12 protein-coding genes are annotated in these 14,831 nt (G+C 45.9%); 1 reads left to right on the forward strand and 11 read right to left on the reverse strand.

Annotation, left to right across the window (positions count from 1 at the left end):
- Window positions 1-203: 203 nt before the first annotated feature.
- Entirely contained in the window at window positions 204-1,235 is a 1,032-nt protein-coding gene (locus KNO76_RS10440; RefSeq protein WP_214699136.1) for a glyceraldehyde-3-phosphate dehydrogenase, read from the reverse strand.
- A 157-nt stretch (window positions 1,236-1,392) separates the two neighbouring features.
- On the opposite strand from KNO76_RS10440, the gene KNO76_RS10445 reads away from it, so the two are divergent.
- The gene (locus tag KNO76_RS10445) at window positions 1,393-1,875 is read left to right on the forward strand and encodes a site-2 protease family protein (RefSeq protein WP_026825616.1); all 483 of its coding nucleotides are present in this window, start codon (window positions 1,393-1,395) and stop codon (window positions 1,873-1,875) included.
- 148 nt (window positions 1,876-2,023) lie between these two features.
- Here the strand turns inward: KNO76_RS10445 and coaE are convergent, their stop codons facing one another.
- From coaE to pyk, 10 genes are all read right to left on the reverse strand, one after another.
- Window positions 2,024-2,626: a dephospho-CoA kinase gene (gene coaE, locus KNO76_RS10450; RefSeq protein WP_214885267.1), complete on the reverse strand. Its 603-nt coding sequence runs from the start codon at window positions 2,624-2,626 to the stop codon at window positions 2,024-2,026.
- 13 nt (window positions 2,627-2,639) lie between these two features.
- The gene (gene mutM / locus KNO76_RS10455; protein ID WP_214885269.1) at window positions 2,640-3,467 is read right to left on the reverse strand and encodes a DNA-formamidopyrimidine glycosylase; all 828 of its coding nucleotides are present in this window, start codon (window positions 3,465-3,467) and stop codon (window positions 2,640-2,642) included.
- Window positions 3,468-3,488: 21 nt separating this feature from the next.
- Complete coding sequence (polA, locus tag KNO76_RS10460) at window positions 3,489-6,083, reverse strand: DNA polymerase I (RefSeq protein WP_214885275.1); 2,595 nt, start codon at window positions 6,081-6,083, stop codon at window positions 3,489-3,491.
- Between the two features lie 207 nt (window positions 6,084-6,290).
- A complete protein-coding gene (gene pnpS, locus KNO76_RS10465) occupies window positions 6,291-8,018 on the reverse strand; it encodes a two-component system histidine kinase PnpS (RefSeq protein ID WP_214885277.1) in 1,728 nt (575 codons plus the stop codon).
- Window positions 8,015-8,716, reverse strand: coding sequence for a response regulator transcription factor (locus tag KNO76_RS10470; protein WP_214885279.1), 702 nt, complete (start codon window positions 8,714-8,716; stop codon window positions 8,015-8,017). The genes pnpS and KNO76_RS10470 overlap by 4 nt, the downstream gene beginning before the upstream one ends.
- A gap of 184 nt (window positions 8,717-8,900) precedes the next feature.
- Entirely contained in the window at window positions 8,901-9,833 is a 933-nt protein-coding gene (gene mdh / locus KNO76_RS10475) for a malate dehydrogenase (protein WP_214699146.1), read from the reverse strand.
- 35 nt (window positions 9,834-9,868) lie between these two features.
- Window positions 9,869-11,137 (reverse strand): NADP-dependent isocitrate dehydrogenase, encoded by a 1,269-nt coding sequence (gene icd / locus KNO76_RS10480; RefSeq protein ID WP_026825609.1) that lies wholly within the window; start codon window positions 11,135-11,137, stop codon window positions 9,869-9,871.
- Between the two features lie 99 nt (window positions 11,138-11,236).
- The gene (citZ, locus tag KNO76_RS10485; protein WP_214885280.1) at window positions 11,237-12,349 is read right to left on the reverse strand and encodes a citrate synthase; all 1,113 of its coding nucleotides are present in this window, start codon (window positions 12,347-12,349) and stop codon (window positions 11,237-11,239) included.
- A 185-nt stretch (window positions 12,350-12,534) separates the two neighbouring features.
- Window positions 12,535-12,999: a DUF441 domain-containing protein gene (locus KNO76_RS10490; protein ID WP_026825607.1), complete on the reverse strand. Its 465-nt coding sequence runs from the start codon at window positions 12,997-12,999 to the stop codon at window positions 12,535-12,537.
- Between the two features lie 67 nt (window positions 13,000-13,066).
- Window positions 13,067-14,809 carry a pyruvate kinase gene (pyk, locus tag KNO76_RS10495; protein WP_214885282.1) on the reverse strand — a complete coding sequence of 581 codons (1,743 nt, stop codon included), beginning with the start codon at window positions 14,807-14,809 and terminating at the stop codon, window positions 13,067-13,069.
- Window positions 14,810-14,831 lie beyond the last annotated feature (22 nt).

The following is a 14,831-nucleotide window of genomic DNA, read 5'->3' on the forward strand; positions in this document are numbered from 1 at the left end:
CTCAAAGTAGTTGATGATCACTCACTTTGTGCCTGAATCGCCCACAACCACGGGGGAAAGTTAGTCCTAAGAGGTCCTAACCCTTTAAGTTGCGTTTGTCAGACCAATTGAAGTTCACGAAACTGAGTGTAACGTGTTTAGGACGTCGTTACAAGACATTTGATTAAAAAAAATCAGAAATATTTTTTTCTTCGTAATATTTTTTATACGTGTGTTTCTCGTTGTCCAATTTGTAGATAGCTAGCCACCATGTCTAATAAGTCCACGACACGGCATGAATACCCCCACTCATTATCATACCAAGCGAGCACTTTAACATGGTTCCCTCCGAGGACCATTGTCGAATCCATATCGATAATCGAAGAACGATCGTCCCCGTTAAAATCAATCGACACGAGCGGTTCTTGGGAAATGCCTAAAATGCCTGTCATTTCTCCGAACGCTGCCCGTTCGAACGCTTTATTGACTTCATCGATTGTTACATCTCGGTGGAGTTCCACGACTAAGTCGACGAGTGACACGTTAGGTGTCGGAACACGGAGCGCCATTCCGTTCAATTTCCCTTGAAGTTCGGGCAATACGAGCCCAATCGCTTTCGCCGCTCCCGTCGATGTCGGGATAATCGAATTACCACAAGCACGCGCCCGCCGTAAGTCTTTATGCGGATTATCAATATTGTTTTGGTCATTCGTATAGGCGTGTACGGTCGTGATTAGTCCCGTCTCAATACCGAACGTCGAATGCAAGACTTTCACGACCGGTCCGAGACAGTTCGTCGTACACGATGCGTTTGAAATAATATGGTCTTCTTCAGGACGATAATCACGATCATTGACCCCCATCACGATCGTACGCAAATCTCCTTTACCCGGCGCAGTCAAAATCACTTTTTTTGCCCCTGCGTCCAGATGAAGTCTAGCTCCGACATCAGAGTTGAACTTCCCTGTCGCTTCAACCACGATATCGATTTCAAGGTCCGCCCAAGGCAAACATGACGGATCGCGTTCTGAAATCAGTTCAATTCGTTTCCCATCGACTTCGAGCGTATCCCCATGCGCGCGAACGGTCAACTCAAATGGTCCATGGATAGAATCATGTTTGATGAGATGCGCGAGTGTTTCCGCCGGATAACTTGCGTTAATCGCCACCACTTCATGACGCCCCTCGATCATCAATTTCCGAAATACCATTCTCCCAATTCGACCAAATCCATTAATCGCCACTTTTGTCCCCATGCTAGATCCCCCTTTTTCTACATTACGGTTTCATTATAACGGATACTTGTAAGCGTTTTCACTATGAATCGTCACATTTCTTTCACTTTTCTTTGTTTATTTTTTGAAAATGAGGGAAATTTCTTCTCGTAAAGCAAAAGAGAAAGGAGGCGTCGTGATGTTTGATTGGGGAGATATCGATAAATTTTTCATTTCGTTCTTCATCATTTTACCGATTGTGACGTTGATTCACGAGTTAGGACATTATTTCTTCGCAAGATTATTCGGAGGCACTCTCGATATGCAAATCGGGACCGGAAAAAAATTGTTTAAAATAGGGCATCTACAAGTGAATCGTGTCTACTTTTATGATGCATGGTGTCAGTTTTCAGATTTGAAGTGGAGCAATAAAGTTACTCGCTCTCTCGTTTACGGTGGGGGCGCAATTTTCAACTTGGCGAGCATTCTCATTTTAAACGGATTTATTCTTCAACAAGAAATCGAGCCTACTCTTTACACGTATCAATTCGCCTATTTCTCGTTCTACTATATCTTTTTCTCTCTCTATCCAATTTATTATTCAAGTGGTCACCCAAGTGACGGCCGAGCGATTTATGATACATGGAAAAAAGGATCGCCTGAATCCGACCCTTTGAATTAAAAAGAAGGCAATCATTCGATGGCACTGAAAAACCTCTGCTCTTGCCTTACAGGAACAGAGAAAAAGCAAGGAATACAGAGGAGCGTCATCCCTGATTGGGACGACGCTCCTCTGTTTAGAATCATTTAGGATTTTTCAGTGCCTTCAATCATTCGCCTTTTTTTATGGATTTAAATTGATCGACTAAGCGGTCAATTTGGGAAGGTAACTCCCCCAATGCCCCGTTGTTATTCACAAGATAATCAGCCTGATGCTTTTTATCTTCAATCGGGATTTGCGAATGGATGCGTGCGAGCGCCTCTTCTTTTGTCAACCCATTCCGTTCCATGAGACGCATCAATTGAATTTCTTCGCGACAATAGACGACTACAGAATAGTCGACGAGGTCAAGCATTGTTCCTTCGAATAAAAGGGGAATGTCAAAAATGACGACCGGTTCACCGGCTGTCTCGTGTGTTCGCATCTGTTCTTTCATCTCTTCGCGAATCGCAGGATGCATTAGTTGGTTTAATTGCTGACGCTTCGTTTCATCATGAAAGATTTCACGTCCTAATGCAGGGCGATTCAATAGATCACCATCAAAACATTTCGGGAATGCCGCTTTTACGCCTTCGATTGCCTTTCCTTCAGGCTCAACGACCTTTCTCGCAATCAAATCAGCATCGATAATCGGAATCCCTCGCTCTCGAAACAGTCGAGACACTGTGGACTTTCCGGTTGCAATCCCACCCGTTAATCCAATTTTCAACATATTCGCCCACCCCTTAACGTTGTTGACAGTTCGGACAAAAATGCGTACCACGCCCGCCTAGTTTCATCTTTTCAATCTCATGACCACAACGACGACACGGCTCACCGGCTCGCCCGTATACATACAGCCTCTCTTGGAACGTTCCAGTCACACCGTCCGGGTTCGTATAACTACGTATCGTACTTCCCCCACGTTCGATTGCCTCTGTTAGGACAGCGACCGCTTCAACCCGTACACGCTCTACTTCTTCACCTGATAGACTCGCGGCCGTTCGTATCGGATGTATACCAGCACGAAATAGCGTTTCGTCTACATAAATATTACCCAATCCAACAAAAATCGATTGATCGAGGAGGGCGGTCTTGATGGCACGGGTCTTCATCCGCCCTAAACGCTGATGTAGTGCCTCTCCGGTCACGCGCTCGTCAAACGGCTCGTAAGCAAGCAATGAAAGTGGCGGCGTCGTATGAATCGTTTCGTTTGTCCGCAACTCCATCGTACCAAACTTACGTACATCATTATAATGCAAGGTAGATTGGTCAGTGAATGTGATGACGATATGTGTATGTTTCACCGGTTCTGTGAATGTCTCGTACGGAAAGAATTTCCCTTCCATGCGTAGATGTGAGACGAGGTACCCGTTCGTTAATTTAAACAAGATGAATTTCCCTCGCCTTTCTACATTCATAATAGTCTCTCCAACCAAGTGGTGAACCCACTCTTCTGCATCGAGTCCACGAATAATTTTAGAGTCGAGCACATCGACGGCCTGAATCGTCTTTCCTGAAACGACAGGTCGCAGTCGACGACAGACTGTTTCAACCTCTGGTAATTCTGGCATACTTACTACCTTCCTATCCTCTTATTTCGTATCGAACCAAGTGGCTCCTACTGCACCGTCAGCGCGTAATGGTACATCGAGTGTAACCGTATGTTCCATCGCTTCGGTCACCAGTTTTTCTAATGCTTCCATCTCTTCAGCAGGACCCTCAAAAATCAATTCATCGTGTACTTGTAACAATAGTTTTGACTGAAGGTGTGACGTTTTGAGGGCATGATTGACATCAATCATCGCTTTTTTGATAATATCGGCTGCCGTTCCTTGAATCGGGGTATTGATGGCAGTACGTTCAGCAAATCCACGCAAGTTGAAATTACTAGAGTGAATATCCGGGATGTTTCGACGGCGTTTTAACATCGTTTCAACAAATCCATGTTCTCGAGCACGTTCAATAGCCGCATCCATGAATGTCTTTACACCAGGGAACTGTTCGAAATACGTATCAATAAACGTTTGTGCTTCTTTACGTGTAATTCCAAGATTTTGCGAAAGTCCATAATCACTGATTCCATAGATGATTCCAAAGTTAACCGCTTTCGCCTGACGACGCATAAGCGAAGTCACTTCTTCTTTCGAGACTTTAAAGACGTTCGCCGCCGTCGATGTATGGATGTCCTCATCGTGTAAGAATGCCGCAATCATTTTTTCATCTTGCGACATGTGCGCCATGATGCGCAGTTCGATTTGCGAATAATCGACCGCATAGAGTACCCAGTCTGGTTCACTTGCAGTGAACGCCTTGCGGATGCGTCGTCCTTCTTCTAATCGAATCGGGATGTTTTGAAGATTCGGGTTGACCGACGAGAGTCGTCCAGTTTGCGTCAACGTCTGTGTGTATCGGGTGTGGATTTTGCCGTCTTCCTTCACGACTTTCTGTAATCCCTCGACATAGGTCGACTGCAATTTACCAAGTTCTCGATAATGCATAATTTTCTCGATGATCGGGTGGAGCGGCGCTAACTTTTCAAGCACATCAGCCGCTGTCGAGTATCCCGTCTTCGTTTTTTTCACGGGAGGAAGCGCTAATTTTTCGAACAAGATGACCCCTAGTTGCTTTGGTGAATTGATGTTGAATGGTTCTCCGGCCAACTCATGAATCGTCACCTCAAGCGTACTAAGACGTTCTCGAAGGTCCGCCTCCATATGTTGAAGCGTTTCGATATTAACATGTATGCCTGCCCATTCCATTTCTGCTAAAACAGACACGAGCGGTTTTTCGAGTGCCTCATACAGTTCTGTCTGTTCATTATCCTTCAACTCGGAGAGGACACGTTCAAATAACGTATAAATCGCATGTGCTTTCTCAGCGAGATGTGAATGGAACTCGTCTTCCTCAGGAACTTTAATTTTTGCACCTTTCCCATAAACCATTTCATCTTCTTCAAGATGATAGGCGAAATGAGAAGCAATCGAACTAAGTGACGTTCCACCAGATAGATTTAGTAAGTATCCGGCAACGAGTAAATCCTCGTAACCTTGAAGCGATAGCTGTTGACGTTTCAACTGAATGATTGTCTGTTTGGAATCGAGACAAACCGTCGCCCTAGATTCATCTTCAATCCATTCCTTGACCGGCTCTTCTTGTAACAAAGTCACGTCACCAATCGTCACCCCACGTTCTGATGCAATCGCCACCCCGACAACTTCTTCTTCGAAATAATCATCGTGCAGTTGCTCAAGAAATAGGACCGCTCGAGATAAATCTTGTTCAGAAAGGTCGATTGTCGGCCGCGCTTCTTTTTCGATCGTTTCTTCTGTAGCTCTGTCCGACAGTTTTCCGATTAACGATTTGAATTGGAGTTCCATGAATAGAGGCTTCACGACGGAAGCGTCATACGATTTAAAGACGAGATCGTCTACAGACACATTCAATGGAACGTCCGTATAAATCGTTGCCAACTGTTTTGACATTTTTGCTTCTCGCTCGTTCGCCTCAACTTTTTCTTTTTGTTTCCCCTTTAGCTCATCCGTATGTTCGTAGAGGGCTTCGACCGTGCCATACGTTGAAATCAACTTCAACGCCGTCTTCTCCCCTACACCTGGAATACCGGGAATATTATCGGACTTATCGCCCATTAATCCTTTCAAGTCAATCATCTGAATCGGATGTAGACCTTCATATCGCTCTTGGAAAGCCGCCTCGTTCATTTTCTCGACATCCGTGATGCCCCGCTTCGTCAAATAAACGGTCACTCGCTCATTGATGAGCTGTAGTAAATCTTTATCTCCCGTCACAATCGTCACTTGATCAAATGATGTATCTTTCGAGAGTGTCCCGATGATATCATCCGCCTCATATTGTTCAAGCTCAAGGACAGAGATGCCGAACGCGCGACAGACGTCACGTACGAGCGGGAACTGTTCTCGTAATTCTCCAGGAGTTTTTTGACGTCCACCTTTATACTCAGCAAACGTATCATGACGAAACGTCTTTTTCGACGCATCGAACGCAACAGCGAAATGCGTAGGTTGTTCGTCCTCCATCAATTTTAACAACATCATCGTAAAGCCGTACACCGCATTCGTATTCCGACCCGACGCGTCCGACATCGGAGGCAGTGCAAAAAATGCACGATATGTTAAGGAATTCCCATCCAAGATTAGTAGTTTACTCATTCAATCGACCTCCATTCTTCTCTTCGTCCATCATACCATACGGGTACATGCGTTCGAAAAAAAAGGCCCTTTTCTACGAATAGAAAAGGGCCTAATTCTCGACCATGTGGAGATGAGCACCGATCGAGTCACGAGATGATGAAGAGGTCTCACTCATAGAATAGCAAGGTTTTGTAAAGTAAATATGAATGAACGATAAAGGAATCGTTAAACCCGCGGAAACGTGATGGTGAACGTCGTTCCTTTGCCCTCAACGCTATCGACATGGATGGTCGCATGATGCAAATCGATGATGTGTTTCACGATGGCAAGCCCGAGTCCGGTTCCACCGGAGTTGCGACTTCTCGCCTTATCGACACGATAGAAGCGCTCAAAGATTCGACTCACTTCTTTTTCGGCAATTCCGATTCCGTTGTCTCGCACTCGAAGTTTGTAGGAATCCGGATTCGCCTCTACAGAAATCTCAACGCGACTTCCTTCAGGTGAATAGTTGATCGCGTTGGCGACCAAATTCATGATCACTTGTTTCATTCGGTTCAAATCGGCCTGCAATACAACTTCTCCATTGTGTTGTGTCTCTAGATGAATCGACTTCTTGTTCGCCTTTTGACTGAGTAGGAGACACACTTCGTCGACGAGTTGATTCAAATCGACGGACACCAGCTCCATTTGGAAATCATCTCGCTCCAATCTCGAAAGTTCAAGGAGATCTTCGACAAGCATCTGCATTCGCGTCGCTTCTTTTTGAATGATGTCTAAGAACTGGTCACGAAGTTCAGGTACTTCTTTTGCCCCGTCAAGAAGCGTTTCGCTAAATCCACGAATGGACGTAAGGGGTGTCTTCAGTTCATGACTGACGTTCGCCACAAAATCTTTCCGCATCTTCTCGAGCCGCTTTAGCTCTGTGATGTCGTTGAATAGTAACGTTGTCCCGCGAAGCATCCCTGTGTCACTGAATATCGGTGCAGCGGACACCATATACGTTTTCTGATTGAAACCTGTTCGAATCGACAATTGACGACGGTTAACCTCTTCTGTCAGATAGACATCCTCAATGAGCGATTCGACATCAGGACTCGGCAATATCCCATGATAAAATTGTCCAATTGATAAATCATCGTATTGGAACATCTCCCGATACGATCGGTTGACCAATGTGACGATGCCGCGTTCGTCAACTAGAAGAAGCCCCGCTCCCATATATTCGATGAGCGACTCAAGTCTCGCCCGTTGAACCGATTCTCCAAGGGAGATAGACTCTAAACTTCGGGCAAGGACGTTAATGGAACCTGCCAGACTGCCAGTCTCCTCATCATTTCGCAGTTCATACACACGAGCGCGATAATTCCCATCCGCTAACTCTCGTAAGACGATGGTCGCCTCGTCAATCGGTCGAATGAATTGGTTCGTCAAATGCTGTAGGACGAACAAGATGATGAAGAACGAGAAGACGAGCGCGAGCGCAATCGTCAACCAGATCCGATCATATACCCCTTCTAGGTCAGACACATAACGGATAAATGTCAGGTATACGGTATCACCTGTAGCGAGATCGATCGGTTTCGTGAATTGAATCAATGCATCTTCGTCCGCCTCACCAAATGTTCCGTCATTCGGTACTAAATTCGGATCAATTTGATAATCGATTGTACCGACACGAAACGGTGTTCCTGCAATTACTTCCATCCTGCTGTTAAGGAGTAAAATATCAAAACTACTCCCATCATCGATTTGACCGACATACTCACGAATTTCATCCAGTTCTCCGTCTTCTAGATAAAGGGCTGCTAGCTGAGCGTCCTCTTTCAACCGGTCTCGTTCGGAATCTAAATAGAAGTCTTTGAACAGTTGTCCAAGCACGATGCCGAGCATAAGAAGGACGCCCGTGACGAGCAGAATAAGTGTCGTCATGAATCTAGAACGATACGTCTTCATTCCGAAATCGGCTCCTCCATCTTATACCCGAGTCCGCGAATCGTTTTAATGTAGGTTGGTTTCTTGGTCACCGGTTCAATTTTTTCACGAAGGTGACTAATATGGACGTCGACGATCCGCGTGTCACCGACAAAGTCATAATTCCAAATGGCCGATAGTAATTGGTCACGTGTCAGCACACGACCTTTGTTTTTTGCCAGATAGGCTAACAGTTCAAACTCTTTCGGCGTTAATTCGAGCCGTTCTCCTTGTTTGAACACTTCGTAGTTTGAAGCTACGATTTTAACGTCACCGATTTGGATGACATCCTCTTCAACAGCCACCTCTTGTGGGCCTGAACGTCGTAAAATCGCTTTGACACGGGCGACCACTTCACGTGGGCTAAACGGTTTTGTTAAATAATCGTCTGCGCCAAGCTCAAGACCGAGGACTTTATCAAATTCATCGTCCTTTGCCGTCAGCATCAAAATCGGTGTATTGACTTTTTGTTGTCGAAGTCGCTTGCAAACTTCAAGTCCGTCCATTTCTGGGAGCATCAAATCGAGCACAATGAGCACGGCGTCCTTTTTTTCAGCCAGTTCCAACCCGGTTTTTCCATCATGTGCCGTTTCTACTTCAAAGCCAGCTTGTTCTAAATTAAATTTTAATAACGTCGCGATTGATACTTCATCGTCGACAACAATTACTTTATCAGCCACACTTCTTCCTCCTCTTGATCCACCAAATGTCACTCTCTATTTTACAAATCAAACCTTGATACGACCAACCTCAAAGCAAATCTTTACAAAAACAAAACAAATCCACTTTCAGTGTAGCATGCCCTACAAGATACAAAACGCAAAAAAAGATGCTTCCTGCATATTTGCAGGAAGCATCTTCCTCTTATAAGACGCCTAATACCGAGCGGACAGAGTCAGCAGACTTCGAAAGTGCTGCTTTTTCTTCATCTGTCAAGTCGAGCTCAAGCACTTGCTCAATTCCATGTTTACCAAGAATCGTCGGGACACCAAGATACAAGTCATTGAATCCGTACTCCCCTTCAAGGTATGCTATGGCAGGTAAAATCCGACGCTGATCTTTCACAATCGCTTCGACCATCTCCACGATAGCAGCAGCTGGCGCATAATACGCCGAGCCATCCCCCAATAGTTGGACGATCTCGCCACCACCTTTGCGCGTTCGCTCCACAATTTGCTCGATTCGTTCATCTGAGATGAGTTTTTCGAGCGGGATTCCCCCAGCGTATGAGTAGCGTACAAGAGGAACCATATCGTCCCCATGTCCTCCGAGAACGAACCCGGACACATCTTTGACGGATACGTTTAACTCTTGTGCTACAAATGTACGGAAACGAGCCGTATCCAGAACCCCAGATTGTCCGATGACACGTTCTTTCGGGAACCCCGACTCTTTAAACGCAGCATACGTCATCGCATCGACGGGATTGGTCAGAACAATCAGAATGGCTTCTGGAGAATGGATGGCAATCTCTTTCACAACCGAGCGCATGACGTTTGCGTTCGTTGCGACGAGGTCGTCCCGGCTCATCCCTGGTTTGCGGGCAATCCCTGCAGTAATCACGACCACGTCTGAATCGGCCGTATCGGCGTAATCTGATGTCCCTGTGACCCAAGCATCAAACCCTTGAATCGGAGCCGTTTCTTGCATGTCGAGCGCTTTTCCTTTCGTCGGTCCAACTTTTTCTTCCATATCGAGCAGAACGACATTCCCTAGCTCGCGCTGAGCCAAGTACAGTGCAGTAGTAGCACCGGTGAAGCCACTTCCAATTACAGAAATTTTGTTACGACGAATCATGAGCTCTCCCCCCTCAATTGACTCTTTCGAATGACTTACATGTTTTTGATTAATTCATCAGCGAACTCAGAACACTTCACTTCTGTCGCTCCGTCCATGAGACGAGCAAAATCATACGTGACGACTTTCGAAGCAATTGTTTTCTCCATCGAACGGGTGATGAGATCAGCCGCCTCGTTCCAGTTCATGTGACGGAGCATCATCTCACCAGAAAGGATGACTGACGATGGGTTTACTTTATCAAGACCTGCATATTTCGGAGCCGTACCATGTGTCGCTTCGAAGATTGCATGTCCTGTGATGTAGTTGATATTCGCACCAGGTGCAATCCCGATTCCACCCACTTGTGCAGCAAGGGCATCTGAAATGTAGTCACCGTTCAAGTTCATCGTCGCAACGACATCGAACTCACGTGGTCGTGTCAAGATTTGTTGAAGGAAGATATCAGCGATTGAATCTTTGACGATGATTTTCCCTTCAGCTTCTGCTTTTGATTGTGCTTCGTTCGCAGCCGCTTCACCAGACTCTTCTTTAATGCGGTCGTATTGTGCCCATGTGAAGACTTTGTCGCCGTACTCCGCTTCAGCAAGAGCATAGCCCCAGTTTTTAAATGCGCCTTCTGTGAACTTCATGATGTTCCCTTTGTGAACGAGTGTAACGGATTTACGGTCGTTCGCAATCGCATACTCGATTGCAGCACGGACTAAACGTTCTGTTCCTTCAGAAGAAACCGGCTTGATGCCAATCCCTGATGTCTCTGGGAAACGAATTTTATTGACGTTCATCTCATCTTGCAAGAAGTTGATGAGCTTTTTCACTTCATCGCTTCCTGAAGCGTATTCGATTCCCGCGTAAATATCTTCTGTGTTCTCACGGAAGATGACCATGTCTGTATCTTCAGGACGTTTTACTGGTGATGGAACACCTGTGAAGTAACGAACTGGACGAAGGCAAGTATACAAGTCAAGTTCTTGACGAAGCGCAACGTTCAATGACCGAATCCCACCACCGACTGGTGTCGTGAGTGGTCCTTTGATCGCAATCAAGTACTCGCGGATTTGATCGAGTGTCTCTGTCGGAAGCCATTCGCCTTTTTCGTTATATGCTTTCTCACCAGCGTATACTTCCATCCATTCGATTTTCTTGTCGCCGCCGTATGCTTTTTCAACTGCAGCGTCAAATACACGAACAGCCGCATTCCAAATGTCAGGGCCCGTGCCGTCACCGATAATAAATGGTACGGTCGGTACGTTTGGTACGTTCAATACACCGTTTTCAACTGTAATCTTTTGTCCTTGTGTCAACATAATGAATCCCCCTAAGTACATTACTGTAGGTCGACGCGTGCGCCGACCTACGTCACTTGTTAGTTTACCAAACTTTTGTCTAAAATGTGTCCCGAATTAACGTTCGTTCACAGGAACATATTTACGGCTCGTTTCACCGACATATTCCGCACGTGGACGAATCAAACGGTTGTCCGCGTATTGCTCAAGGATATGTGCGATCCATCCAGACATACGAGATACAGCGAAGATTGGTGTGAATAAATCTTCTTCAAGACCGAGCGCATAATACGTCGAAGCTGAATAGAAATCGACATTCGGCTTCAATCCTTTTTCTGTTTCGACGAGATGATCGATTTTCTCAGACATCTCATACCATTTCGGTTCGCCGATTTGAGCAGTCAATTGGCGACTCATTTCTTTCAAATGCTTCGCGCGCGGGTCGCCGTCCTTATAAACACGGTGACCGAAGCCCATGATTTTTTCTTTGCGCTCGAATTTACCACGAACATATTCTTCAACTCGATCAACCGAGTCAATCTCGTGAAGCATTTTCATAACTGCTTCGTTCGCCCCACCGTGAAGTGGTCCTTTGAGTGCTCCCATCGCCGCCGTGACGCCAGAGTACATGTCTGATAGTGTCGCCACACAAACGCGTGCTGTGAATGTCGAGGCGTTCAATTCATGGTCTGCATGTAAAATGAGTGCCTTATCAATCGTTTTTTCTGCTACTTCGTTCGGCTCTTCCCCGTTTAGCATATACAAGAAGTTACCCGCATAAGAAAGACCTTGTTTCGGGGCAACCGGTTGTTCCCCTTTACGAAGACGAGCGAAAGCTGTCACGATTGTCGCAACTTGAGCTTGCAGACGAATCGCTTTACGCATGTTCGCCTCGTCACTCATGTCTTCAGATTCTTCATCATATAGAGCGAGTTGTGAGAGTGCTGTACGAATCGTCGCCATCGCATTGGCTGATTTCGGTGCACGTTTTAACGTATCAATCACCTCTTCAGGTAATGTCGCTTCTTTTACAAGCGATTCTGATAGCGCTGTCAATTCCTCTGCATTTGGTAAGCGGTCGTTCCACAATAAGAAAACTACTTCTTCAAATGTGGCGTGGTCCGCTAAATCATCAATGGTGTATCCTCCATAAGTTAATTGACCGTCAATAATTGAGCTGACTTTTGAGGCTGCTGCCACAATACCTTCTAACCCTTTTGTCGTTGACATTCATAACTCCCCCTCAGTCTTGTTTAAAAGTGATCGACCGTAAAAACAGTCTGTTTGTAGGGAATAAGGATACGGGATGGGCCTTTCCCCTTCATTTGCCCAGTCTCCGTTTACCCTGTCCTTTATATAGTATAAACAATTTATTGCAAAAAAGAAATGTAAGCGGCTTCAGTTGTCAGAAAATATCAAAACCATTTTTCAATGATTTGATATCCACCTAAAATCAATGCTGCAATCCCAGCTCCGACAAGCGGTCCGACCGGTATCCCTTTCATGAATCCAACCGCTAGAATCGTACCTGCGAGGAGGGCCGTCGTAACGACAGGGTCGACACGCATCAACTGCACACCTTGTCCCGCTGCAATGGCGACGAACATTCCTGAAGCAAATGCCACGATTCCGACCGGCCCTTTAATACTATTCCACAATTCTTTAAACCCGATGTCTCCGGTTGCAATCGGAACAAGGACAGCAATCGTTATGATGGTCACGCCCCAACTGATTCCTTTGGATGCGAGTGTGGGGAATAATTGATCTCCGAAACCGATCGCTTTAATAATTAGCAAAACACTACTTGCGATAATAACCGATTGATTATTTGAAATGACACCGATTAATACGAGCATCAATAAAAAAAGATAAGCACTCATTATGTTTCCTTTCTTTGAACGGAAAAAAAACCGACCTTTGAAGAAGGCCGGTTCGATTGTCGTTCAATTATGCGTTGTAGATTTTACCTGTAAGTGGGTCGATTGAAATCATTTGACCGTCACGAAGTGAAGATGTTGCTGCCTCTACACCTACGATGACCGGTTTACGGAGTGATGGTCCAACAATACCTGCATGGCTCGTCAATCCACCGTCTTCTGTGATGATTCCAGCCGCTTTTTCGATTGCAGGCATCATTTCTTTATCTGTGAATGGTGCGACGAGAATCATTCCGTCTTTCGCTTTTGCGTTTGCTTCATCCGCATTATTCGCGACCACGACTTCACCGACCACACCGCGCTCGCCAATACCACGTCCGTCAGCAAGAGCATGACCGACGATGTGGACTTTCATCATGTTCGTCGTACCAGCTGTTGCCGCAGGAATTCCGGCTGAGATGACAACGAGGTCACCGTCAGTAACAAATCCTTCATGACGAGCTGCTTCAGATGCTTGAACCAACATTTCATCCGTGTTGTTTGGCATCGTCTCAGCCACGATTGGGTATACGCCCCATACGAGGTTCAATTGACGTGCTACGCGCTCAGATTCAGTTACCGCAATGATGTTCGCTTCAGGACGATACTTCGCCGTACGAGCAGCCGTGTAGCCTGATTGTGTCGGCGTCAAGATTGCTTTTGCGTTCAAGTTGATTGCTGTGTGGGCAACCGCTTGTGAGATTGCATCCGTCACCGTGTGCTCACTGCGTTTCTGACGATCTTTCAACAAGTTTTTGTAGTCGAGCATGCGTTCTGTACGCTCAGCGATGGCCGCTTGCGTTTGAACTGACTCGATTGGGTAGTCACCTGCTGCTGTCTCACCAGAAAGCATGACCGCATCTGTACCATCCAAGATTGCGTTTGCTACGTCTGATGCTTCCGCACGCGTTGGACGCGGGTTACGTTGCATCGAATCGAGCATTTGTGTCGCTGTGATAACAGGTTTACCAAGGTCGTTACACTTCTTGATTAGTTCTTTTTGAACCGGTGTTACTTCTTCCGTCGGGATCTCGATTCCGAGGTCACCACGGGCAACCATCAAACCATCAGAGATTGCCAAGATTTCTTCGATGTTGTCAACACCTTCTTGGTTCTCGATTTTCGGGTAAATCTTGATGTGTGATGCATTATGTTTTTCAAGAAGTTGACGGATTTCTACCACGTCTGATGCACGACGTACGAACGATGCTGCGATGACGTCGATATCTTGTGAGATCCCGAACTCGATGTCTGCGATATCTTTATCTGTAAGGGCAGGAAGGTTTACCTTGACGTTTGGCAAGTTTACACCTTTCTTCGTCTTGATGATTCCTTCGTTTTCAATGACGCAGCGGAGGTCACGGTTTTCAAGCTTTTCAACGACACGGAGTCCGATGAGACCGTCGTCGAGCATGATGTGCGAACCGATTTCTACATCATCGTAAAGTCCTTCATACGTCACAGAGAAACGATCTTTCGTTCCGACGATTTCTTCAGTTGAGACGATTGTGACTTCTTTTCCTTTTTCGAGAAGTGCTTTTCCATCTTCAAACGTATGAGTACGGATTTCTGGACCTTTTGTGTCAAGAAGGACTGTTACCACTTTACCAGCAGTTTTTGCAGCTTCACGGATGTCACGGATACGTGCGCCGTGCTCTTCATAGTCACCGTGTGAGAAGTTGAGACGGGCAACGTTCATTCCAGCTTCAATCATTTCAGGAAGACGCTTCTCTGAAGCGGGTCCAATCGTACATACAATTTTCGTTCTACGCATAATATAAAAACCTCCTAGGGGA

Source organism: Exiguobacterium sp. s101 (assembly GCF_018617835.1).
In the GTDB taxonomy this organism is placed as follows: Bacteria; Bacillota; Bacilli; order Exiguobacteriales; family Exiguobacteriaceae; genus Exiguobacterium; species Exiguobacterium marinum.